The 22,897-nt window shown below is 57.7% G+C and carries 19 protein-coding genes; 13 read left to right on the forward strand and 6 right to left on the reverse strand.

All coding sequences use genetic code 11. The annotated features are described in order from the left end of the window. Genes lsrD through lsrA form a run of 3 tightly spaced genes read right to left on the reverse strand, consistent with a single transcriptional unit; the run spans position 1 to position 3,518 of the window. Complete coding sequence (gene lsrD, locus AC2CGP_RS13555) at positions 1–999, reverse strand: autoinducer 2 ABC transporter permease LsrD (RefSeq protein ID WP_015703557.1); 999 nt, start codon at positions 997–999, stop codon at positions 1–3. Further along, entirely contained in the window at positions 1,000–2,034 is a 1,035-nt protein-coding gene (gene lsrC, locus AC2CGP_RS13560) for an autoinducer 2 ABC transporter permease LsrC (RefSeq protein ID WP_012967197.1), read from the reverse strand. Next, on the reverse strand, positions 2,031–3,518 hold the full coding sequence (gene lsrA / locus AC2CGP_RS13565; RefSeq protein WP_484502360.1) for an autoinducer 2 ABC transporter ATP-binding protein LsrA: 1,488 nt from the start codon (positions 3,516–3,518) through the stop codon (positions 2,031–2,033). Before lsrA ends, lsrC begins: the two co-directional genes overlap by 4 nt. Positions 3,519–3,736: 218 nt before the next feature. On the opposite strand from lsrA, the gene lsrR reads away from it, so the two are divergent. The 3 genes from lsrR to AC2CGP_RS13580 all read left to right on the forward strand — a co-directional run bounded on the left by lsrR (position 3,737) and on the right by AC2CGP_RS13580 (position 8,547). Further along, the gene (lsrR, locus tag AC2CGP_RS13570) at positions 3,737–4,708 is read left to right on the forward strand and encodes a transcriptional regulator LsrR (RefSeq protein WP_004174223.1); all 972 of its coding nucleotides are present in this window, start codon (positions 3,737–3,739) and stop codon (positions 4,706–4,708) included. 37 nt (positions 4,709–4,745) lie between these two features. Then, positions 4,746–6,344 (forward strand): autoinducer-2 kinase, encoded by a 1,599-nt coding sequence (gene lsrK / locus AC2CGP_RS13575; protein WP_049032869.1) that lies wholly within the window; start codon positions 4,746–4,748, stop codon positions 6,342–6,344. A 181-nt stretch (positions 6,345–6,525) separates the two neighbouring features. Continuing rightward, positions 6,526–8,547, forward strand: coding sequence for an NADPH-dependent 2,4-dienoyl-CoA reductase (locus AC2CGP_RS13580; RefSeq protein ID WP_213759545.1), 2,022 nt, complete (start codon positions 6,526–6,528; stop codon positions 8,545–8,547). A 489-nt stretch (positions 8,548–9,036) separates the two neighbouring features. On the opposite strand, the gene rlmG is transcribed toward AC2CGP_RS13580, so the two are convergent. Continuing rightward, positions 9,037–10,167 (reverse strand): 23S rRNA (guanine(1835)-N(2))-methyltransferase RlmG, encoded by a 1,131-nt coding sequence (rlmG, locus tag AC2CGP_RS13585; protein ID WP_015369585.1) that lies wholly within the window; start codon positions 10,165–10,167, stop codon positions 9,037–9,039. Between the two features lie 70 nt (positions 10,168–10,237). Here rlmG and AC2CGP_RS13590 point away from each other — a divergent pair, with 70 nt between their 5' ends. The 4 genes from AC2CGP_RS13590 to sstT all read left to right on the forward strand — a co-directional run bounded on the left by AC2CGP_RS13590 (position 10,238) and on the right by sstT (position 14,553). After that, entirely contained in the window at positions 10,238–10,738 is a 501-nt protein-coding gene (locus tag AC2CGP_RS13590; protein WP_015369584.1) for a M48 metallopeptidase family protein, read from the forward strand. A gap of 73 nt (positions 10,739–10,811) precedes the next feature. After that, positions 10,812–11,801 carry a Gfo/Idh/MocA family protein gene (locus tag AC2CGP_RS13595; protein ID WP_047740283.1) on the forward strand — a complete coding sequence of 330 codons (990 nt, stop codon included), beginning with the start codon at positions 10,812–10,814 and terminating at the stop codon, positions 11,799–11,801. 268 nt (positions 11,802–12,069) lie between these two features. Next, on the forward strand, positions 12,070–13,038 hold the full coding sequence (locus AC2CGP_RS13600; RefSeq protein ID WP_020077873.1) for a TerC family protein: 969 nt from the start codon (positions 12,070–12,072) through the stop codon (positions 13,036–13,038). Positions 13,039–13,305: 267 nt separating this feature from the next. Then, on the forward strand, positions 13,306–14,553 hold the full coding sequence (gene sstT / locus AC2CGP_RS13605; RefSeq protein ID WP_015703565.1) for a serine/threonine transporter SstT: 1,248 nt from the start codon (positions 13,306–13,308) through the stop codon (positions 14,551–14,553). A gap of 528 nt (positions 14,554–15,081) precedes the next feature. Here sstT and AC2CGP_RS13610 read toward each other — a convergent pair. Both AC2CGP_RS13610 and uxaC read right to left on the reverse strand, forming a co-directional pair. Continuing rightward, complete coding sequence (locus AC2CGP_RS13610; protein ID WP_213759544.1) at positions 15,082–16,569, reverse strand: UxaA family hydrolase; 1,488 nt, start codon at positions 16,567–16,569, stop codon at positions 15,082–15,084. Between the two features lie 18 nt (positions 16,570–16,587). After that, complete coding sequence (gene uxaC / locus AC2CGP_RS13615) at positions 16,588–18,000, reverse strand: glucuronate isomerase (RefSeq protein WP_015369579.1); 1,413 nt, start codon at positions 17,998–18,000, stop codon at positions 16,588–16,590. A 467-nt stretch (positions 18,001–18,467) separates the two neighbouring features. Here uxaC and AC2CGP_RS13620 point away from each other — a divergent pair, with 467 nt between their 5' ends. The 6 genes from AC2CGP_RS13620 (at position 18,468) to AC2CGP_RS13645 (ending at position 22,897) form a co-directional block, all read left to right on the forward strand. Beyond that, positions 18,468–19,769 (forward strand): MFS transporter, encoded by a 1,302-nt coding sequence (locus AC2CGP_RS13620; RefSeq protein ID WP_015369578.1) that lies wholly within the window; start codon positions 18,468–18,470, stop codon positions 19,767–19,769. Positions 19,770–19,896: 127 nt separating this feature from the next. Then, on the forward strand, positions 19,897–20,673 hold the full coding sequence (gene exuR, locus AC2CGP_RS13625; RefSeq protein ID WP_015369577.1) for a transcriptional regulator ExuR: 777 nt from the start codon (positions 19,897–19,899) through the stop codon (positions 20,671–20,673). Between the two features lie 327 nt (positions 20,674–21,000). Beyond that, a complete protein-coding gene (yqjA, locus tag AC2CGP_RS13630; RefSeq protein WP_015369576.1) occupies positions 21,001–21,663 on the forward strand; it encodes a DedA family general envelope maintenance protein YqjA in 663 nt (220 codons plus the stop codon). 8 nt (positions 21,664–21,671) lie between these two features. Further along, entirely contained in the window at positions 21,672–22,049 is a 378-nt protein-coding gene (gene mzrA, locus AC2CGP_RS13635; protein ID WP_161799831.1) for an EnvZ/OmpR regulon moderator MzrA, read from the forward strand. A gap of 148 nt (positions 22,050–22,197) precedes the next feature. Further along, complete coding sequence (locus tag AC2CGP_RS13640) at positions 22,198–22,566, forward strand: DUF1090 domain-containing protein (protein WP_032712569.1); 369 nt, start codon at positions 22,198–22,200, stop codon at positions 22,564–22,566. Positions 22,567–22,591: 25 nt separating this feature from the next. Then, positions 22,592–22,897 carry an ElaB/YgaM/YqjD family protein gene (locus AC2CGP_RS13645; protein WP_015369573.1) on the forward strand — a complete coding sequence of 102 codons (306 nt, stop codon included), beginning with the start codon at positions 22,592–22,594 and terminating at the stop codon, positions 22,895–22,897.

The following is a 22,897-nucleotide window of genomic DNA, read 5'->3' on the forward strand; positions in this document are numbered from 1 at the left end:
TTATGCTCCGATTGTTTTATGCGAGAAAAGACGCCGCCAGGTCGCGCGCACCCATTCACGGTGCAGGCTCAGCGAACGCCCCATCACCACCACAACCAACAGCGCCCCTGACAGCGCGCTCGACACCTGGTTGGGGATGCCGACCATCTGTAAACCCTGTTGCAGATACCCCACCAGCAATGCCGCCAGCGCGGTACCTAGTATCGATCCCGAGCCGCCGTAAATATTGGCCCCGCCGAGCACCGCCGCGGTCAGCGCCGGCATCAGCAGGTCGCGGCCTAAATCCGAACGCGCCGAGCCGAAATAGGAGACCATCACCAGCGCCGCGACCGCCGAGGCGACGCCAACCAGGCCATACAGCACGTACGGGATGCCGTTCACCGACAGCGCGGCATAGCGCGCGGCGCGCGGGTTTTGCCCGAGCAAAAAGAGGTGGCGGCCAAAGCGCCCGCGATGGGCCAGTAGCCAGAAGAAAAAGGTGATAATCGCGAATAGCACCAGCGGCAGCGGCAGTCCGGCGAGGGTTAAATTGGCGAAGGCGGTGAAGCTATCGGGAAAACCGCCAATCCCCTCGTAACCGGTCGCGCCGGCCATCCCGGAAAGCAACAGCGCGCCGCCGCCGTACAGATATAGCGTACCAAGCGTGATCACCAGCGGGCTGATGCCGGTGTAGTGAATCAGCGCGGCGTTGAATAACCCGCACAGCAGCCCCAAGAGCAACGTCAGCGATACCGCGAGCCACAGCGGCCAGCCCGCCTGGGTCATCACCCCGAGGGCGATGGCGCACAGGCCGATGGTCGAGCCCAACGAAATATCGATCCCGCCGCTGATGATCACCAGCGTCAGCGGCAGCGCGACGATGCCGATGCAGATAAAGTCGCTGGTGCTAAAGAGCAGCATATTGATATCCAGCATGCGCGGATTCAAGGTGCCGAATAGCAGGATTTCCGCGATCAGCAACGCCAGCAGCGCGCTTTCCCAGTTAAGCTTCAGCTTCATTTAAGCCACCTCTTTGCTTTTGCGTTCGGGAAAGCGGGCAACCTGTTTGCTTCCTTTGTTACCTGGCTGAAAACGGCTGTACTTCAGCGCCCGCTGATGGCGGGCCAGCGCCTGACGCAGGCGGCCATCGAGCACCAGCACACCGAGCAGCACCAGGCCGGCGATAAAGTCATTCCACCAGGCGGGAAGGCGGAACAGCACCAGTACGGTGTCAATTTGGGTGAGGAAAAAGGCGCCGAGAAACGCGCCAAGCAGCGTGCCGGTGCCGCCGAGCAGCGAGATCCCGCCCAGCACGCAGGCGGCGATGGCTTTCATCTCCAGGCCGCTGCCGGTCTGATTAGGCACAAAACCAATCTGCGCGGCGAAGACGATCCCGGCGCAGGCCGCCAGCATACCGTTGAGAGTAAAGGCCAGCATCCGCGTGCGGTTGACCGCCACGCCCAGCTGGCGCGCGGCGGCGAGGTTATCGCCAACGGCGTAAAAATCACGACCGAATGCGGTGCGCGACAGCAGCCAGCCGCCTGCCAGCAGCAGCGCCAGCACCAGCCAGCCCAGCGGCGACACGCCGATAAACGCGGGCTCCGAGAGCGATTTCAGGCTGTCGGGCAAGCCTTCGATCCATTTACCACCGGTCCACAGCAACATCACCCCGCGATACAACCCCAGCGTACCGAGCGTCGCGACGATCGCCGGAATGCGCAGTCCCACTACCAGCAGGCCGTTAAAAGCTCCGGCCAGCGCGCCAATCGCCAGCGCGAAGGCGATAGCCGTCGCCAGCCCGTAACCGTTGTTCAGCGCCACGCCGACGGCGATGGCGCACAGCCCAACGGTCGAACCTACCGACACGTCAATATTGCGGGTCAGCATCACCAGCGTCGCGCCCAATGCCAGCAGGCAGAGGATCTGCGAGCTGGCGAAAATCATCGCCAGGGTCTGCAGGCTGAAATAGGCTGGATTGAGCGCCACCAGCACGACAAAGAGCGCCACGATGGCAAAGAAGGCGCTCAGTTCGCGATTCTTCAGTAACGTTTTCATGCCTGTCCTCCGAAGGCCAGGGTCATCATGCGATCCACGGTCACCGCCTGCCGCGCCAGCTCGCCGCTGTAGCGGCCCTGATGCATCACCAGCACCCGGTCGGCAAGGCCGACGAACTCATCCACATCGGAAGAGATCATCAGCACCGCCACGTTTTGCGCGGCAACGCTTTTTAGCAGTTGATAGATATCGGCGCGGGCGGAGACATCCACGCCGCGCGTCGGCTCATCGACAATCAGCAGTAACGGATTAGCTTCCAGACAGCGCGCCAGCAGCACCTTCTGCTGGTTACCGCCAGAGAGAGTGCACACCGGCTGATCGCCATCGGCCAGCTTGATCCCCAGTGCCCGGTGATAGCGTTCAACCACCGCCGCCTCCCGTTTCCCCTGCTGCCACCACGACGGCTGATTGAACATCACCGTGTTCCAGCGCACCGGCGCATCGAGAAACAGCCCCGAGACCTGGCGGTCTTCCGGCAGATAGACCAGCCCGCTGGCCAACCTGGCGCGGGTGCTGTCGCGGCTAATCTCGCGGTTCTCCAGCCAGATTCGCCCGGCGCGCGGTGTACGCAGGCCGTATAAGGTTTCAGCAAATTCGGTGCGCCCGGATCCCACCAACCCGGCCAGACCGACGATCTCTCCGGCGCGGATCTCCAGATTGAGATCGATAAAGCCTTCGCCGGTAAGATCTTCCACCCGCAGCACGGGAAAGTCCTGCGGTTGAGTACGGCGGTTGCCCGGTAGCGAGAGCCACAGCTTTTGCGTGTCGCTCAGCGCATGATCGCGGCTGACCGGCGTCATCGCGTTAATCAGTTGCTCATCGCGGTATGCCGAGGTCTCGCCGCTCAGCACCACCGCGCCGTCGCGCATCACCGAAATATGGCTGGCAAGCTGGCGGATTTCGGGCAATTTGTGTGAGATAAAGACGATCCCAACGTCCAGCGCCTGTAACGCGCGGATCTGGCTAAAGAGCCTCTCGGTTTCACCCGGCGTTAAAGAGGCGGTGGGTTCATCCAGGATCAGGATCCTGGCCTCGCGCATCAGCCCGCGCAGGATCTCGACCATCTGTTGATCGGCTACCTCGAGCGTGCTGGCGCTGGCGTCGAGGTTGATCTGGCAGTTCAACTGCTGCAGTTTGTCCTGCAACCGCGCGACGGTATCCGCCCGCTTCGGCAGGCGGAAAAGAATGTTCTCGCGCACGCTGAGGTTGGGAAACAGCATCGGCTCCTGCGGCACCAAATAGATGCCTAACTGATGAGCCAGCGCTGGATTGAGGCGCGCAAACGCGCGTTCGCCGATCGTCAGTTCACCGCTATCCGGCGTTTCGACGCCGGCGATGATCTTCATCAGCGTCGATTTACCCGCGCCGTTGCCGCCCATCAGCGCATGCACCTGGCCCGCGCCTAGCGTGAAATCAATGCCCTTGAGCACCGCAACGCCGGAGAACTGTTTGCAAATCTGGCGAGCTTCAAGCAGTGGCTTCATCATCGCGCCTCGATTGAACAAATGATTTTTAAATTTAATAATGTTCAAAAGCGTAGACGGTGAACTATATTTACAACCGTGCGAAGATCACACTTTGGTGCTTTAGATCATCAGGAAAAAATGGGCCAGCGATGAAAGATCCGTTTTGCCAGTCGGCTCACACTTTCCGATCACGCAATAGCGAACATATGATCTAAATTTTTATAAGAGTTCAATTTATGAGCGAAAAACGCATTACGGAAGAGAACCGCTACGCCGGGCTGGCGTTAGCCGAGGAAGAGCTGGTGGCGCGGGTGGCGTGGTGCTACTACCACGACGGCCTGACGCAAAATGACATCGGCGAGCGTTTGGGGCTGCCGCGGCTGAAGATTTCTCGCCTGCTGGAGAAAGGCCGCCAGTCCGGGGTGATCCGCGTGCAGATCAACTCGCGCTATGAGGGCTGTCTGGCGCTGGAAAGTGAACTCCAGCAGCGTTTTGGCCTCAAGATTGCCCGCGTGCTGCCGGCGCTCAACACCCCGCCGATGAATACCCGGCTGGGTATCGGCGCGGCGCAGTCGCTGATGGGCATTCTGCAACCGGGGCAATTATTGGCAGTCGGTTTCGGCGAAGCCACCATGAGCTGCCTGCAGCATCTCAGCGGCTTTATCGGCTCGCAGCAGGTGCGGCTGGTGACCCTCTCCGGCGGCGTCGGCCCCTATATGACCGGCATCGGCCAGCTTGATGCCGCCTGCAGCGTCAGCATTATTCCGGCGCCGCTGCGGGTCTCTTCGGCGGAGGTCGCCGAGATCCTGCGCCGCGAGTCGAGCGTGCGCGACGTGATGCTGGCGGCGACGGCGGCGGACGCGGCGGTGGTTGGCATTGGCGCCATCGATCAGCGGCGCGACGCCACCATTTTACGCTCCGGCTATATCAGCGAGGGCGAACAGCTGATGTACGCGCGCAAAGGCGCGGTCGGCGACATTTTAGGTTATTTCCTGCAGGCCGACGGCCGGCCGGTAGAAGGACTGGAGATCCATCGGGAACTGCTCGGCGTAACCCTTGATGAGCTGGCGCAGCTGCCAACCATCGTCGGCGTCGCCGGGGGAGAACAAAAAGCGCAGGCGATTCATGCCGCTCTGATTGGCAAGCGCATTAATGGCCTGGTAACGGAAGAGACAACAGCACGCGCGGTGCTCGCACTGGCCTCCTGACGGCCTGGCGCCGCGCGACAACAGCGAGGCGCATGTCATGAGTTACCTGTTAGCGTTAGATGCCGGGACCGGCAGCATTCGGGCGGTCATTTTCGATCTTAATGGCCGCCAGTTGGCGGTAGGCCAGGCCGAATGGAAACACCTGAGCGTCGATAACGTCCCCGGCTCGATGGAGTTCGACCTTACCACCAACTGGCAGCTGGCCTGCCAGTGCATTCGCCAGGCGCTCGATGCCGCCCGGCTCTCTGCCGCCGATATTCAGTCCGTCGCCTGCTGTTCGATGCGCGAAGGGATCGTCCTCTATGACCGCGACGGCGAGGCCATCTGGGCCTGCGCCAACGTCGATGCCCGCGCCAGCCGCGAAGTGGCGGAGCTTAAGGAGATCCACGACTATCGTTTTGAATCCGAGGTATACGAGGTCTCGGGACAAACCCTGGCGCTTAGCGCCATGCCGCGCCTGCTGTGGCTGGCGCACCACCGCCCCGATATCTACCGCAAAGCGGCAACCATCACCATGATCAGCGACTGGCTGGCGGCGAAGCTATCCGGCGAGCTGGCGGTCGACCCGTCAAACGCCGGCACCACCGGCATGCTCGACCTGTTCAGCCGCGACTGGCGTCCGGCGCTGCTGGATATGGCCGGGCTGCGCGCCGATATGCTGTCGCCGGTCAAAGAGACCGGTACCCTGCTGGGCGCCGTCACCGAAGCGGCGGCGCAGCAGAGCGGCCTGCGCGCCGGGACACCGGTGGTGATGGGCGGCGGCGACGTCCAGCTCGGCTGCCTGGGCCTTGGGGTGGTGCGCGCCGGGCAAACTGCGGTACTCGGCGGCACCTTCTGGCAGCAGGTGGTCAACCTGCCGCAGGTGCGTACCGATCCGCAGATGAATATTCGTGTTAATCCTCATGTCATTCCCGGCATGGCGCAGGCGGAATCGATCAGCTTCTTTACCGGCCTGACCATGCGCTGGTTTCGCGACGCCTTCTGCGCTGAAGAAAAACTGATTGCCGAGCGGCTCGGCGTTGATGCCTATTCACTACTGGAAGAGATGGCCAGCCGCGTGCCAGCCGGTTCCCATGGCGTGATGCCTATTTTTTCCGACGCTATGCACTTTAAGCAGTGGTACCACGCCGCGCCGTCGTTTATTAACCTCTCCATCGATCCGGAGAAGTGCAACAAAGCGACCCTGTTCCGCGCGCTGGAGGAGAACGCGGCGATTGTCTCCGCCTGCAACCTGGCGCAGATTTCGCTGTTCTCCGGCGTGACATTCGAGAGCCTGGTGTTTGCCGGCGGCGGCTCTAAAGGCGCGCTGTGGAGCCAAATCCTCAGCGACGTCACCGGCCTGCCGGTGCGGGTGCCGGTGGTCCGCGAAGCCACCGCTCTGGGCTGCGCCATCGCCGCCGGAACCGGCGCCGGACTGTATGGCGATATGGCCAGTACAGGAGAACGGTTAGTGAGCTGGCACCGCGAGTTCACCCCAAATCCGCAGCATCGCGAGCTGTATCAGGAAATGATGAGCAAGTGGCAGACGGTGTACGCCGATCAGCTTGGCCTTGTCGATAGCGGGCTGACAACATCGATGTGGCAGGCACCGGGCCTGGAGCGCCGCCAGCGCGTAGCGTCTTCCCCGTCACCCTAACCACCGGTACCGATCCGCCTTTCCCCCTCTCCCTCTGGGAGAGGGCCGGGGTGAGGGACAACGATTTCCGTTATTTGAATCCCATCACAATCACCGCACTCCCCTTTTCCCTTTTTCTCCGCGACGGCTAAATTAGTAACTCATCCGACCACATAACAATAATTTTACATTGGAAGCCACTATGAGCCGCTATCCGTCGCTTTTCGCCCCGCTTGAGCTGGGCTTCACAACGCTCAAAAACCGCGTGTTGATGGGCTCAATGCACAGCGGGCTGGAAGAGCTGCCGGACGGCGCGCAGCGGCTGGCGGCCTTTTACGCCGAACGCGCCCGTCACGGCGTGGCGCTGATCGTCACCGGCGGCATCGCTCCGGCGCCCTCTGGCGTCACCATGGCCGGCGGCGCGGTACTCAACGATGCCAGCCATCTGGCGCACCATCGTCATATTACCGACGCGGTACATCAGGAAGGCGGCAAAATCGCCCTGCAGATCCTGCACACCGGGCGCTACAGCTACCAGCCCGCGCTAGTGGCCCCTTCGGCGCTACAGGCGCCGATTAACCGTTTTACACCCCATGAACTGAGCCACGATGAGATCCTGACGCTGATCGATGATTTTGCCCACTGCGCCCAACTGGCGCGTGAAGCGGGATATGACGGCGTCGAAGTGATGGGCTCTGAGGGCTATCTGATTAACGAATTTCTCGCCGCGCGCACCAACCAGCGCGACGACCAATGGGGCGGCGATTATGTCAGGCGCATGCGTTTCGCCGTAGAGGTGGTTAAGGCGGTACGCCAGCGCGCCGGCCACGATTTCATTATCATCTACCGCCTGTCGATGCTCGATCTGGTCAACGACGGCAGCACGCTGGCGGAAGTCACCGAACTGGCCAAAGCGATTGAAGCGGCGGGGGCGACAATTATCAACACCGGGATTGGCTGGCACGAAGCGCGCATTCCGACCATCGCCACGCCGGTACCGCGCGGAGCTTTCAGCTGGGTCACCCGCAAGCTGAAAGGCGCGGTGTCGATCCCGTTGATCACCACCAACCGCATCAACGATCCGCAGGTCGCGGAGGATATTCTCGCCCGCGGCGATGCCGATATGGTATCGATGGCCCGCCCGTTCCTCGCCGACGCCGAATTTATGTCGAAAGCGCAGCGCGATCGCGCCAGGGAGATCAATACCTGCATCGGTTGCAACCAGGCGTGTCTCGATCGGATCTTCGCCGGCAAAGTCACCTCTTGTCTGGTCAACCCGCGCGCCTGTCATGAAACCCTGATGCCGGTCCTGCCTGCCAACGCGCCTAAACGGCTGGCGGTGGTCGGCGCCGGGCCGGCCGGTCTGGCCTTCTCCGTTAACGCCGCCGCCCGCGGTCATCATGTCACGTTGTTCGATGCGCTCCCGGAGATCGGCGGCCAGTTTAATATCGCCAAACAGATCCCCGGCAAAGAGGAGTTTCACGAGACGTTGCGTTACTACCGCACCATGCTCGATCTTCATGGTGTCGATCTACGCCTGAACACCCGCGTCACGACAGACGATCTGCTAGCGTTCGATGAGACGATCCTCGCCACCGGTATCGCCCCGCGCCTGCCGGCGATCGACGGGATCGATCATCCCAAAGTGCTGAGCTACCTTAATGTCTTGCGTGATAAAGCGCCGGTTGGCGCGAAGGTGGCGATTATCGGCTGCGGCGGCATCGGCTTCGATACCGCCATGTATTTAAGCCAGTCGGGCGTGGCCACCAGCCAGGATATCGGCGAGTTCTGCCGCGAATGGGGTATCGATACCAGCCTGCAAACGGCGGGAGGGCTGAGTGCTGAAGGCCCACAGCTGAGTAAAAGCCCGCGACAGATTGTGATGCTACAGCGCAAAGCCAGCAAACCGGGCGAAGGGCTCGGCAAGACCACCGGTTGGATCCACCGCGCGACGCTGCTGGCGCGCGGCGTGAAAATGATCCCGGCGGTCAGCTATGAAAAGATCGATGATGAAGGATTACACGTCACTATCGGCGGCGAGCGCCAACTGTTGGCGGTCGATCAGGTGGTGATCTGCGCCGGTCAGGAACCACGCCGCGAGCTGGCGGATCCGCTGCGCGCGGCGGGGAAAACGGTGCATCTCATCGGCGGTTGCGACGTGGCGGCGGAGCTGGATGCGCGTCGGGCGATTGCCCAGGGCACAAAACTGGCGCTGGCGATTTAGCCGTGTCCCGGGGGCGGCGCGATGCGCCTTCCCCGGGCTACCCGCGGTGTCGTTTTTTTGTCGGGTGGCGGCTAACGCCTTACCCGACCTACGGTCCTTGTGACCTGCCTTTGATGTCTTCACCACGCTGGCTGAAACTACCAGTGCTGGTGGCCTCAAAATCGCTGAGACGTTCCCGGAAGGCCGGGGCAGCCCGCATGGATGCGGGCTGAGGGCCGTGTTTTGCACGGACGCTGCCTCGGCCCGACCCGGAGCCTGCAGGGATAAGTCGAAGGTACCACGAAGTGGCGATTTTGGCGGCCAGAGCCCGGGGGTACAGGGGGCGGCGGCGACTGGCCGCCCCCTGTGCGCTCCCTGCGCCATGAGAGACATAACGCAGAAGAAATATCGGGAGCGCAATCTGCTCTGAAATAATAAAAAACAACTGTTTTTCCCGGACCAAAACCGTTGCAAACCGATAACAGTATCTACAGGAGACAACAACAAGAATCAGCGCTGCTTACGCACCTTCGTTGCTTTCAAAATGACAAACTTATTGTTCGTCGCAATCGTCGTGCAATTACCAAAAGCGCGCTTCAGCTTACGGAAGTAATCGAGGTGGCGGTTGCCGACGACGTACAGTTCGCCGCCATATTTCAGGCTGCGGCGGGCATCGTTAAACATCTGCCAGGCGATATGGTCGGTAATAGCGTGTTGCTGATGGAACGGCGGATTACACAGAATCGCCGTAAAGCGGTCGGGCTCAATGCCGGAAAGCGAATTGTTGACCATGAATTCACAGCGTGCGATATCGTCCGGCAGGTTGCGCTCGACGTTCAAACGGCTGGAAGCCACCGCCATGTGCGACTCATCGGTGAACATCACGCTGGCGTTTGGATTTTGCGCCAGCGCCTGCAGGCCAATCACCCCATTGCCGCAGCCGAGATCGGCGATCTCGCCTTCTAAATCAGACGGTAAGTGCTGAAGGAAGAAACGCGCGCCGATGTCCAGGCCGCTGCGGGCAAAAACGTTGGCGTGGTTATGGATGGTCCACGGCGTACCGTCCAGCTTCCAGCTGTAGGTTTGCGGCGCATCGGCAAGCTTGGGGGCCGTGAAAACGCAGTGGATCAGACGCGCTTTTTTCCACGCCAGCGAGGTGGTGGTAGTGCCGAGGATTTTTTCAAACAGCGCCAGCGTCGAGTTGTGCACATCTCGGGCTTTCGCCGCGGCGATAATGCGGGTCTCCGGCGTCACCACTTCGCGCAGCGCGCGCAGTTGCTGTTCCAGCAGCGCCAGCTGTTTTGGCACCTTAATCAGCACCAGCGCCGGCGCGGCCGGCAGCGGGCTCAGGCTATCCTGAAAGCGCACGCTCTCTTCATCGATACCGTTCATCCGCAGGTTGTGGCGGGTCGCCAGCTCGGAAATAAAGGAATCGTTGATGCTGACCGGGTTGCGCTCCGCCAGCGCGCAGGAGAGCGCGCCGAAGCCGTCGTTGAAGATGAGCGTCAGGCCGTCGACGTCATTCACCTGTTGCAGCAGATATTCATCCGCCGCTTCCCATGCCTGAAGCGCTTCTTCTTCAGCGTTAGGTGGGAACCGCTCTAATGTGAATAACTCACCGTTTAACTCTACCTGGCTCATCGCCCCTCCGAAATGCTAAAATTCGCGCGTGTTATCGCTCAATTCTCCGGAGAAGTAAACTTTTTTCACCATGAACACGCTACCTTACCTTCAGGGCTACCCCGAATCGCTGCTGTCGCAGGTGACCACCTTAATCGAGCAAGACCGTCTCGGCGAGGTGCTGCAAAAGCGCTATCCGCAGGGGCATGATGTCAACAGTGATAAGGCGTTATATCAATACACCCAGGATCTGAAGGCCCGCTATCTGCGCGGGGCGGCGCCAATCAATAAGGTGATGTACGACAGTAAAATCCACGTGCTGAAGAACGCGCTTGGTCTGCATACCGCCATTTCCCGCGTTCAGGGAGGCAAACTGAAAGCCAAAGCGGAAATCCGCGTAGCGACGGTGTTTCGCGACGCGCCGGAAGCGTTTCTGCGCATGATCGTGGTTCATGAACTGGCGCACTTAAAAGAGAAGGATCACAACAAAGCCTTCTATCAGCTGTGCTGTCATATGGAGCCGCAGTATCACCAGTTAGAGTTCGATACCCGCCTGTGGCTGACGCACCTTTCGTTAAACCGTTCTGCGTGATAGCGCACTCGTTTTGTCATCATGGCGTGCTAGAGTGACGAAAGGTCCCCTTTAACGGAGTTCGTCAACGTTTATGATACGTTTCGCAGTTGTTGGCACAAACTGGATTACTAAGCAGTTTGTCGATGCCGCCCATGAAACCGGTAAATTTAAACTCACCGCGATTTATTCCCGCAGCCTTGAACAGGCGCAAGCTTTCGCTAATGACTACCCGGTCGAGCATCTGTTTACCTCGCTCGATGAACTGGCGCAGAGCCCTGACGTTGACGCGGTCTATATTGCCAGCCCGAACTCGCTGCACTTCCCGCAAACTCGCCTGTTCCTGAGCCATAAAAAGCACGTGATTTGCGAAAAGCCGCTGGCATCGAACCTCCAGGAAGTCGAAGCGGCGATTGCCGTGGCTAAAGAAAACAACGTGGTGCTGTTTGAAGCCTTCAAAACCGCCAGCCTGCCCAACTTCCTGCTGCTGCGCGAAGCGCTCGATAAAGTGGGCAAATTACGTAAAGCCTTCATCAACTACTGTCAGTACTCTTCGCGTTATCAGCGCTATCTCGACGGCGAAAATCCAAATACCTTCAACCCAGCCTTTTCCAATGGCTCGATTATGGATATCGGTTTTTACTGCCTCGCCTCGGCGGTCGCGCTGTGGGGCGAACCGCAAGCGGTCCATGCCAGCGCCAGCCTGCTGGCGAGCGGCGTTGATGGCCAGGGTACGGTGGTGCTGAGCTACGGCGATTTCGATGTCACCCTGCACCACTCGAAGGTCAGCGACTCCACTATCCCTAGCGAAATCCAGGGTGAAGAGGGCGCGTTGGTGATTGAGAAAATCTCCGAATGCCAGAAGGTGGCCTTTATTCCACGCGGCGGAAAAGCGCAGGATCTCACCCAGCCTCAGCACATCAATACTATGCTGTATGAAGCGGAAGCGTTCGCGCGGCTGGTGGAAACCAACGACGTCGCTCATCCAGGGCTTGAAGTCAGCCGCATTACGGCAAAACTGCTTAGCGAAATCCGTCGCCAGACCGGCGTGGTCTTCCCGGCGGATACTCAGCCTGTGGAGTAAAGGAGTGTAAATGGGCCCTCGACCTCCATTGACGCCCTTTATAACTTGTAATACTTTGTTACGTGCAAAGGGGAGTAACTTCCTGGCCGGTCGATCGTCATTACGATGCGTGCAAAACCGCATCCGGTCGCCGGGCAACAAGATCAAGGATCCATGTCCGCTCTTGTTGTAAGTGAGACCTTGCCGGAAGGCGAGGTCTATGCATAAAAGCGCAGCGGCTGCCGTCTTTCGACGACAGCCGTTTTGTTTTTATGTAAGGAATAACGCAATGAATAGTGTCGGCACGCCGTTGTTATGGGGCGGATTCGCTGTAGTCGTGGTCATCATGCTGGCGATCGATTTACTGCTTCAAGGAAGGCGCGGTGCGCATACCATGACCATGAAGCAGGCCGCCGGTTGGTCCATCCTGTGGGTCACCCTCTCCCTGCTGTTTAACGCCGCTTTCTGGTGGTATTTGGTGCAAACGCAGGGCCGCGCCGTCGCCGATCCGCAGGCGTTAGCCTTCCTCACCGGTTATCTGATCGAAAAATCACTGGCGGTCGATAACGTCTTCGTCTGGCTAATGCTCTTTAGCTACTTTGCCGTGCCGCCAGCGCTACAGCGCCGGGTACTGGTGTATGGCGTCCTCGGGGCGATTGTCCTGCGTACCATTATGATCTTCACCGGCAGCTGGCTGATTTCGCAGTTCGAATGGCTACTGTACGTGTTCGGCGCGTTCCTGCTGTTTACCGGGGTGAAAATGGCGCTGGCGAAAGAAGATGATTCCGGGATCGGCGATAAGCCGCTGGTGCGTTGGATCCGCAGCCATCTGCGGATGACGGATAAAATCGAGAGCGAGCGCTTCTTCACCCGTAAAAATGGCGTACTGTTCGCCACGCCGCTGCTGCTGGTGCTGATCCTGGTTGAGCTGAGCGACGTGATTTTCGCCGTTGATAGCATCCCGGCAATTTTCGCGGTGACCACCGACCCGTTTATCGTGCTGACCTCTAACCTGTTTGCGATTCTCGGCCTGCGTGCGATGTACTTCCTGTTGGCGGGCGTGGCCGAACGCTTCTCGATGCTGAAATATGGTCTGTCGGTGATCCTGGTGTTTATCGGTATCAAGATGCTAATCGTCGATTTCTACCACATTCCGATCGCCGTTTCCCTCGGCGTGGTGGGCGGTATCCTGGCGGCGACGCTGCTGATTAACGCCTGGGTGAACAAACAGAACGATAAGAAGAAACAGCTGCAATAACCCCCTGTTCCCGGCCAGATATCGCGTATCTGGCCGGGATACGCCGCCCTGCGTTAGCTTTCCCGCGCATAATTTTTATCCATGTCACAAAAACGTTAATATATAGTTAAAAAATAAGATCGGCGTGCAAGAAACAGTAGAATACGCTTCCTACCTCGCGTTCTTTCCGTATACTCGACCATGCAAACATTCATTTACATCCGGACATAAACGTAACAAATAATACGTCGCCGGGATGGACTGCTACATCACTGGAAGGAATGATTTATGACAACACAAACCCGCCCGTCGGGGCTGCTGCAGCGCCTGGCGCAGGGCAGTCTGGTGAAACAAATCCTGTTGGGACTGGTACTTGGCGTGGTACTGGCGCTGGTCTCGAAACCGGCCGCTATCGCGGTCGGGCTGCTGGGAACGCTGTTCGTCGGCGCGCTGAAAGCCGTCGCGCCTGTGCTGGTATTAATGCTGGTGATGGCGTCGATCGCAAACCATCAGCACGGACAAAAAACCAGTATCCGCCCGATTCTGTTTCTCTATCTGCTGGGGACCTTCAGCGCGGCGCTCACCGCGGTGCTGTTTAGCTTTGTTTTCCCTTCTACGCTGCATCTGACCAGCGCGGCGGACAGCATCACCCCGCCATCGGGGATTGTAGAGGTGCTACGCGGGCTGCTGATGAGCATGGTGGCAAACCCTATCGACGCGCTGCTGAACGCCAACTATATCGGTATTCTGGTGTGGGCGGTGGGGCTGGGCTTCGCGCTGCGCCACGGTAACGACAGCACTAAAAACCTGATTAACGACGTTTCGCACGCGGTGACCTTTATCGTCAAGCTGGTGATCCGCTTTGCGCCGCTGGGTATTTTTGGCCTGGTCTCCTCAACGCTGGCGACGACCGGTTTCGATACCCTGTGGGGCTACGCCCAGTTGCTGCTGGTGCTGATCGGCTGCATGCTACTGGTGGCGCTGGTGATTAACCCGCTGCTGGTATTCTGGAAAATCCGCCGTAACCCGTATCCGCTGGTGCTGACCTGCCTGCGTGAAAGCGGCGTCTACGCCTTCTTTACCCGCAGCTCCGCCGCCAACATTCCGGTGAATATGGCGCTGTGCGAGAAGCTGAATCTGGATCGCGATACCTATTCGGTATCTATTCCGCTGGGGGCGACCATCAATATGGCGGGCGCGGCGATTACTATCACCGTGCTGACGCTGGCGGCGGTGCATACGTTGAATATTCCGGTGGATCTACCGACGGCGCTGCTGCTGAGCGTAGTGGCCTCGCTGTGCGCCTGCGGCGCTTCCGGGGTGGCAGGCGGTTCGCTGCTGCTGATCCCGCTGGCCTGTAACATGTTCGGTATTCCGAACGATGTCGCCATGCAGGTCGTCGCCGTCGGCTTTATTATCGGCGTGCTGCAGGATTCCTGCGAAACGGCGCTCAACTCGTCAACCGATGCGCTGTTCACCGCCGCGGCCTGTATGGCCGAAGACGAACAGCTGGCGAAGAACGCCCTGCGTAGTTAGCGTATTGTCGGATGGCGTTACGCTTATCCGACCTACGGTACGTGCGGCCTGCCTTTAATTTATTCACCATGCTGGCTGAAACTGCCAGTGTTGGTGGCCTCAAAATCGCTGAGACGTTCCCGGAAGGCCGGGGCAGCCCGCATGGATGCGGGCTGAGGGCCGTGACTTGCACGGACGCTGCCTCGGCCCGACCCGAAGCCTTCCGGGATAAGTCGAAGGTACCACGAAGTGGCGATTTTGGCGGCCAGAGCCCGGGAGTACAGAGGGCGGCGGCGACTGGCCGCCCTTTGTGCGCTCCCTGCGCCATGAGGGACATAACGCAGAAGAAATATCGGGAGCGCAATCTGCTCTGAAATAATAAAAAACAACTGTTTTTCCCGGACCAAAACAGTTGCAAATCGATAACAGTATCTACGGACCTATTCAGTTGGTAGCCCCGGTAAGCGTAAGCGCGACCGGGGGGAGTTTAATGTTGTCGGATGGCGCTATGCTTATCCGACCTTTCAAACACCGAGGTAGTCACCGTCGTTACAGCGTGACGCCGCTTTTAAAGATTGCCAGTTCGCGGAAATCATTGCGTTCGTTGCAGGTCTGCTTGCCGTTGGCGATATCGACGATCAGATCGACAAACTCCTCCAACACCTGCGGCATCGCTTTCCCGTGAATTAACTGCCCGGCATCGAAATCAATCCAGTGCTTTTTCTTCGCCGCCAGCTCGCTGTTGGTAGCGATTTTTACCGTCGGAACGAAACCGCCATAAGGGGTGCCGCGGCCGGTACTGAACAGCACCATATGGCAGCCGGCGCCCGCCAGCGCGCTGGTCGCCACCGCGTCGTTACCCGGCGCGCTCAACAGATTCAACCCGTGGACTTTCAAACGTTCACCGTAGCGCAGAACGTCAACCACCTGGCTGGAACCCGCTTTCTGCGTGCAGCCAAGCGACTTATCTTCCAGCGTCGTGATACCGCCCGCTTTGTTACCCGGCGACGGGTTCTCGTAGATAGGCTGGTCGTGGGCGATAAAATACTGTTTAAAATCATTGACCATGATGACCAGTTTGCCGAAAGTCTCTTCGTCGCGACAGTGGCTCATCAGTAGTTGCTCAGCGCCGAACATTTCCGGCACTTCGGTCAACACCGTAGTGCCGCCGTTCGCAATCAGGTAGTCAGAAAAACGCCCCAGCATTGGGTTAGCGGTAATGCCGGACAGGCCGTCCGAGCCGCCACACTCAAGGCCAAACTTCAGTTCGCTCAGTTTACCCGCTTCGCGTTTATCATGGCGCATCACTTCATAGAGCTGATGAAGATGCTCAATTCCCGCTTCCACTTCATCTTCCTGATGTTGGCAAATCATGAAGTGCACGCGTTCCGGGTCAAAATCCCCCAGCGTTTCACGGAAGGCATCAACCTGGTTGTTCTCGCAGCCAAGACCAATCACCAACACCGCCCCGGCATTCGGGTGGCGGACCATGTTTTGCAGCATGGTACGGGTGTTGATATGGTCATCTCCCAACTGCGAGCAGCCGTAGGTGTGGCTGAAAAGGAAGACGCCGTCGGTGCCTTCCGCGTCGTTGGTCTCTTTCAGGAAACGATTCTGGATCTGCCGGGCGATGCCGTTAACACAGCCCACGGTCGGCAGGATCCATAATTCGTTACGCACGCCGACTTCACCGCTGGCGCGACGATAAATCTCGACGTCGCGATCCGCAGGTTGCGCCGGTTGTTCAACCCGGTCTGGTTGATAGCGATACGCGTCAAGATCGCTCAGATTGGTACGCGTATTGTGCGCATGAACATGCTCGCCCGGCGCGATATCCGCCAGCGCATGACCAATCGGCAACCCGTACTTAATGACGTTTTCACCTTTCGCAATGGCCCGCAGCGCGAACTTATGACCGCGGACAACATCCTGGCTAAGGGTGACGGTATCGTTATCAATCGTCACCACGCTGCCTGACGTCATATCCGCCAGCGCCACCGCGACGTTATCCTGCGAATGGATTTTGATGTATTGCATATCAACCGACCTCTGGCCTTAGTTCAATTCAATGGCGAAGTAATCACGCGCATTGTTAAAGCAGATGTTTTTCACCATCTCGCCCAGCAGCGCGATATCCGCAGGCGCTTCGCCAGCAGCCACCCAGCGGCCGATCATCTGGCACAGAATACGGCGGAAGTATTCGTGGCGGGTGTAGGAGAGGAAGCTGCGGCTGTCGGTCAGCATGCCGACAAAGCGGCTCAACAGGCCAAGCTGCGCCAGTTGGGTCATCTGACGTTCCATGCCGTCTTTCTGATCGTTGAACCACCAGCCGGAACCGAACTGCATCTTGCCCGGCATGCCTTCGCCCTGGAAGTTACCGATCATAGTGCCCAGCACTTCGTTATCGCGTGGGTTCAGGCAGTACAGAATAGTTTTCGGCAGCAGGTTTTCTTCGTTCTGCTTGCTCAGCAGCTTCGATAACTCTTCGGCCATCGGACGGTCGTTGATGGAGTCGAAGCCAACATCCGGCCCTAACAGTTTGAACTGACGCAGGTTGTTATTACGCAGCGCGCCGATGTGGTACTGCTGTACCCAGCCGCGGCGCGCGTATTCCGCACCGAGGAACACCAGTACCGCCGTTTTGAACTGCGCGACTTCATGCTCGCTGAGCGTTTCGCCCGCCAGACGGCGCGCCAGGATGCTATCCAGTTCGTTATCGCTCGCTTCAGCGAACAGCACCACATCCAGCGCGTGGTCGGAAACTTTACAGCCGTGAGCGGCAAAGTGATCCAGACGCTTAGTCAGCGCGCTTTGCAGATCGGCAAAACGGCGAATTTCGGTATCGGAGACTTCGCCAAGCTTGCTCATGTAATCGTTAAAAGTGGCCTGCTCGATGTTGAACGCTTTATCCGGGCGCCAGCTCGGCAATACCTTGATATCAAAAGTACTATCTTTGGCGACCGCCGCATGATGCTCCAGTGAATCAATCGGATCGTCGGTCGTCCCCACCATCTTCACATTCATCTGCTTCATGATTCCACGGGCGGAGAACGACTCCTGAGCCAGCAACTCATTACACTGGTTCCAGATTTCATCCGCCGTGGCTGGCGACAACAACTTACCTGTAATACCAAAAGGACGGCGCAGCTCTAAATGCGTCCAGTGGTATAGCGGGTTACCGATGGTATGAGGAACGGTTGCCGCCCAGGCGTCAAATTTCTCGCGATCGGCAGCATCGCCGGTACACAGGCGCTCCGCCACGCCGTTGGTACGCATCGCGCGCCATTTGTAATGGTCGCCTTTCAGCCAGATGTCATACAGGTTCTTAAAACGATAATTTTCGGCAACCTGCTGCGGCGGAAGGTGGCAGTGGTAGTCGAAAATCGGCTGATCTTTGGCGTAATCGTGGTACAGGCGGCGGGCAAACTCGGTATCAAGCAGAAAATCTTCGGTCATAAACGGTGTCATTGTCGTGTCCTCTTCGCCCCATCAAGGAGCCCATCAGATGATTGACTCTAATGCTGACAAAGTTATCACACCAATTTCTACAGGCCGAAGTATTTTTCGTGAGTTAGATCAATAAACGTCGACAAAAAAAGCACCACCAAAGGAGTAAACATCGCTGCAAGCCGCGCCAGTACTGGCTTTAATTGACGCGATTAATGTCCCTACAAACTTTCCCACTTTTGTGACAGTACTCAACTTTTAAAGTTGTATGACAAGTTATCTTTCTGCCGTCGCAACATATAAACCGACGGAATGCATTACCGGTGTGAATAACATCGGCTTAAACGGTAGGGATGCCGGTTTCACTTTAACCACTGATGGCAAGGTTCAGTTCACGTCCTGAACCCTCCGTTTCCCCATCCTCCTTCCCTGGCGGGACGAAAGATGGCCGCAGACGCTGCGGAGAGACAACAACGATGAGGTTTTACATGCGTAAAATTAAAGGGTTACGTTGGTATATGATCGCACTGGTGACGCTGGGCACCGTGCTGGGTTATCTGACTCGTAACACCGTAGCGGCGGCTGCGCCGACGCTGATGGAAGAGTTGCACATTTCAACCCAACAATATTCTTATATCATCGCCGCCTACTCCGCTGCATATACCGTTATGCAGCCGGTTGCCGGCTATGTGCTCGATGTGCTTGGCACCAAAATTGGCTACGCCTTCTTTGCTATCGCCTGGGCGGTATTCTGCGGTTCAACGGCGCTGGCAGGCAGCTGGGGCGGCCTGGCGCTGGCCCGAGGCGCGGTCGGCGCAGCGGAAGCGGCGATGATCCCTGCCGGTCTGAAAGCCAGCTCCGAATGGTTCCCGGCGAAAGAGCGTTCCATCGCCGTCGGCTATTTCAACGTCGGCTCTTCTATCGGCGCGATGATAGCTCCGCCGCTGGTGGTATGGGCGATTGTCATGCATAGCTGGCAGATGGCATTTATTATTTCCGGGGTACTGAGCTTCGCCTGGGCAATGGCCTGGCTGATTTTCTACAAACACCCGCGCGATCAGAAAAAACTCACCGATGAAGAACGTGACTACATCATCGGCGGCCAGGAATCTCAGCATCAGACTAACAACGCGAAGAAAATGTCGCCGTGGCAGATCCTGCGTAACCGTCAGTTCTGGGGTATTGCGCTGCCGCGCTTCCTCGCAGAACCGGCCTGGGGTACCTTCAACGCCTGGATCCCGCTGTTCATGTTTAAGGTTTACGGCTTTAACCTGAAAGAGATTGCTATGTTCGCCTGGATGCCAATGCTGTTCGCCGACCTCGGCTGCATCGTCGGCGGCTACCTGCCACCGCTGTTCCAGCGTTGGTTTGGCGTGAATCTTATCGTCTCACGTAAAATGGTCGTGACGATGGGCGCCCTGCTGATGATTGGTCCTGGCATGATTGGCCTGTTCACCAGCCCGTATGTGGCGATTGCGCTGCTGTGCGTCGGCGGTTTTGCTCACCAGGCCTTGTCCGGTGCGCTGATCACCCTCTCTTCCGACGTATTTGGCCGTAACGAAGTGGCGACCGCCAACGGTCTGACCGGGATGGCGGCATGGCTGGCGAGCACCATGTTCGCGCTGGTCGTCGGCGCACTGGCGGATACCATCGGCTTCAGCCCGCTGTTCGCGGTGCTGGCGGTCTTTGACCTGCTGGGCGCGCTGGTTATCTGGACGGTGCTGAAAAACAAATCGGCCGACGATGACTCGACGCCGCTCAATACCAGTAAACCGGTGACGCAAAGCTAGACTGCAAGATGATTTTGCACCGACTAAGCCGCCTTTTAAGGCGGCTTTTTTTGTGCCTTCCAGTGGTGGAAAGCGCGTAAAAGTGGTATAACAAATCGAATATTGTCGCCATCTTCCGGGAGCGAATATGGAAATCAGTGAACCGCGCCGTCTCTATCAGCAGCTTGCCGCTGAGCTAAAGACGCGTATCGAACAAGGCGTCTACCTTGTAGGGGATAAGCTGCCCGCAGAGCGCTTCATCGCCGATGAAAAAAGCGTCAGCCGCACCGTGGTTCGCGAAGCCATCATCATGCTGGAAGTCGAAGGCTATGTTGAAGTCCGCAAAGGCTCCGGCATCCACGTTATTTCCAACCACCCGAAATACCAACAGGTGGTGGATGAATCGCTGGAGTTCGCCAACTATGGTCCGTTTGAATTACTCCAGGCCCGTCAGTTGATTGAGAGCAATATCGCTGAATTCGCCGCGACTCAGGTGACCAAACAGGACATCATGAAGCTAATGGAAATTCAGGAGAAAGCCCGCAACGAGAAGTGCTTCCGTGATTCCGAATGGGACCTGCAGTTCCATGTCCAGGTCGCGCTGGCTACCCAGAACACCGCCCTTGCCGCCATCGTTGAAAAAATGTGGACCCAGCGGGTACACAACCCGTACTGGAAAAAACTGCACGACCACATCGACCTGCGCACCGTCGACAACTGGTGCGACGATCATGACCAAATCCTCAAGGCGTTAATTCGTAAAGACCCTCACGCGGCGAAGCTGGCGATGTGGCAGCATCTGGAAAATACCAAGCTGATGCTGTTTAACGAAACCAGCGATGACTTTGAATTCAATGCCGATCGCTACCTGTTTGCCGAAAATCCGGTGGTTCATCTCGATACCGCAGCGAACGGGGCAAAATAACGTATTATCCCCTCCACGGGCAGAACCCCTTTTTCTGCCCGCAAACCCGACAGGGTAAGCAAAGCATATATAGTGTCAGCCTGTGTAAATCCTCTCGCTACTCGTCCCCGCAACCCGCAAAATCAATCAGCAACAAACTGCAATTTCTCTGACGGAAACTCAGCTAGTTTGTTACAATTAGATGCATTTTGTCGTTCTGCATGTAAGTGTTTACTTACTGTTTAATCAAGGATCCGATCAGAACGTCTCAACAGCGGCCATACTCTAAAAAATAATCTAGTCGCTATGTATAAGACGTACCGTTAACCGATGTACCAGGAATCGTGAATGGAACTACTAACCCAATTACTGAATGCCTTATGGGCCCAGGATTACGAAACGCTCGCTAATCCCTCCATGATTGGCATGCTCTATTTTGTCTTATTTATGATTTTGTTCCTTGAGAACGGTTTACTGCCGGCGGCGTTTTTACCGGGTGATAGCCTGCTGGTGCTGGTCGGCGTTTTGATCGCCAAAGGGGCGATGGGCTTCCCGGAAACGCTACTGCTTTTGACGGCGGCGGCCAGCCTCGGCTGCTGGGTGAGCTACATCCAGGGACGCTGGCTGGGCAATACGCGGATCGTGCAAAACTGGCTATCGCATTTACCGTCGCATTATCACCAGCGAGCCCATCACCTGTTCCACAAGCACGGATTATCGGCGCTGCTGATTGGCCGCTTTATCGCCTTCGTACGTACCCTACTGCCAACGATTGCCGGTATCTCCGGTCTGAATAACGCGCGTTTCCAGTTCTTTAACTGGATGAGCGGTCTGCTGTGGGTGTTGATTCTTACCTCTCTCGGCTATCTGCTGGGTAAAACACCGGTATTCCTGAAGTATGAAGATCAGCTGATGTCGTGCCTGATGCTGCTGCCGGTTGCGCTGCTGGTCTTCGGTCTGATCGGCTCCCTGGTTGTACTGTGGAAGAAAAAACACAGCAGTCGGAGCTGAGCATGGTCATCAAACGTCCTTCCTGGCGCCAGCTGCGGTGGATGCTGGGCGGCTCACTGCTGCTTTGCGCCATCGTCTGGCTGTGGCTGACCGTCAGTCAGCATGAGTCCACTCTGGCCATCCGTCCCGTCAGCCAGGGCGTCGCCATGCCGGACGGTTTTTCCGTCTGGCATCATCTTGACGCCAACGGCATCCGTTTTAAGAGCATCACCCCGCAAAAAGACGGCCTGCTGATCAAATTCGATTCCAACGCCCAGGGCGCCGCGGCAAAAGAAGTATTGGGCCGGGCTCTGCCTCACGGTTATATTATTGCTCTGGTGGATGAAGAAAATTCTGCCACCGCCTGGTTATCCCGCCTGCGCGATGCTCCGCGCCGTTTTGGATAACGCGTCAAAAATTCCGAATCTTTTCGTACGGTTTGGTGATGTCCCGCTTTCGTGTCTATTATTAAGACTGCGGGAACCGCCTGGCTCGTATTGTTGACTGGATTGGGTATATCACCGATATCCCCTCACACAATGGAAGGTAGAATCCATGAAATACCGCATCGCACTATTACTGGCACTGACCTCACTTAGCGCCAGCGCCTTCGCAGCCTCTCCTTGTCAGGAAAAAGAACAGAGTATCCAACGGGAGATCAGCTATGCCGAAAAACACCATAATCAGCATCGCATTGACGGCCTGAACAGAGCGCTGCAGGAAGTTCGTGCTAACTGCAGCGACAGTAAGGTCAGGGCTGAACATCAGCAGAAAATCGCTAAACAGAAGGCCGAAGTTGCCGAACGTCAGCGCGATCTGAGCGAGGCGAAGCAGAAAGGCGATGCAGACAAAATTAGCAAACGGGAACGCAAACTGGATGAAGCGCAGCAGGAACTGAAAGCGCTTGAGTCACGCGATTATTAATTGGTAAACGCTACAGGAGAACAAGATGGCTAAAGATAACGTTGCAGAAGATCTACGCGCTGAGCTGAAAAATCTGGCTGATACGCTGGAAGAAGTTCTGAACTCCTCAACCGATAAATCAAAAGAAGAACTCGGCAAACTGCGTAGCAAAGCGGAAAGCGTGCTGAAAGACAGCCGTGTGCGTCTCAGCGACACCAGCGATGCCATCGTTAAGCAGACGCGTGAAACCGCTGCTCGCGCCGATGAGTACGTTCGCGAGAATCCGTGGACCGGCGTGGGTATTGGCGCAGCTGTCGGGCTGGTGGTCGGCGTACTGCTGTCGCGCCGTTAA

The organism is Klebsiella sp. SYXHC3 (assembly GCF_057196925.1).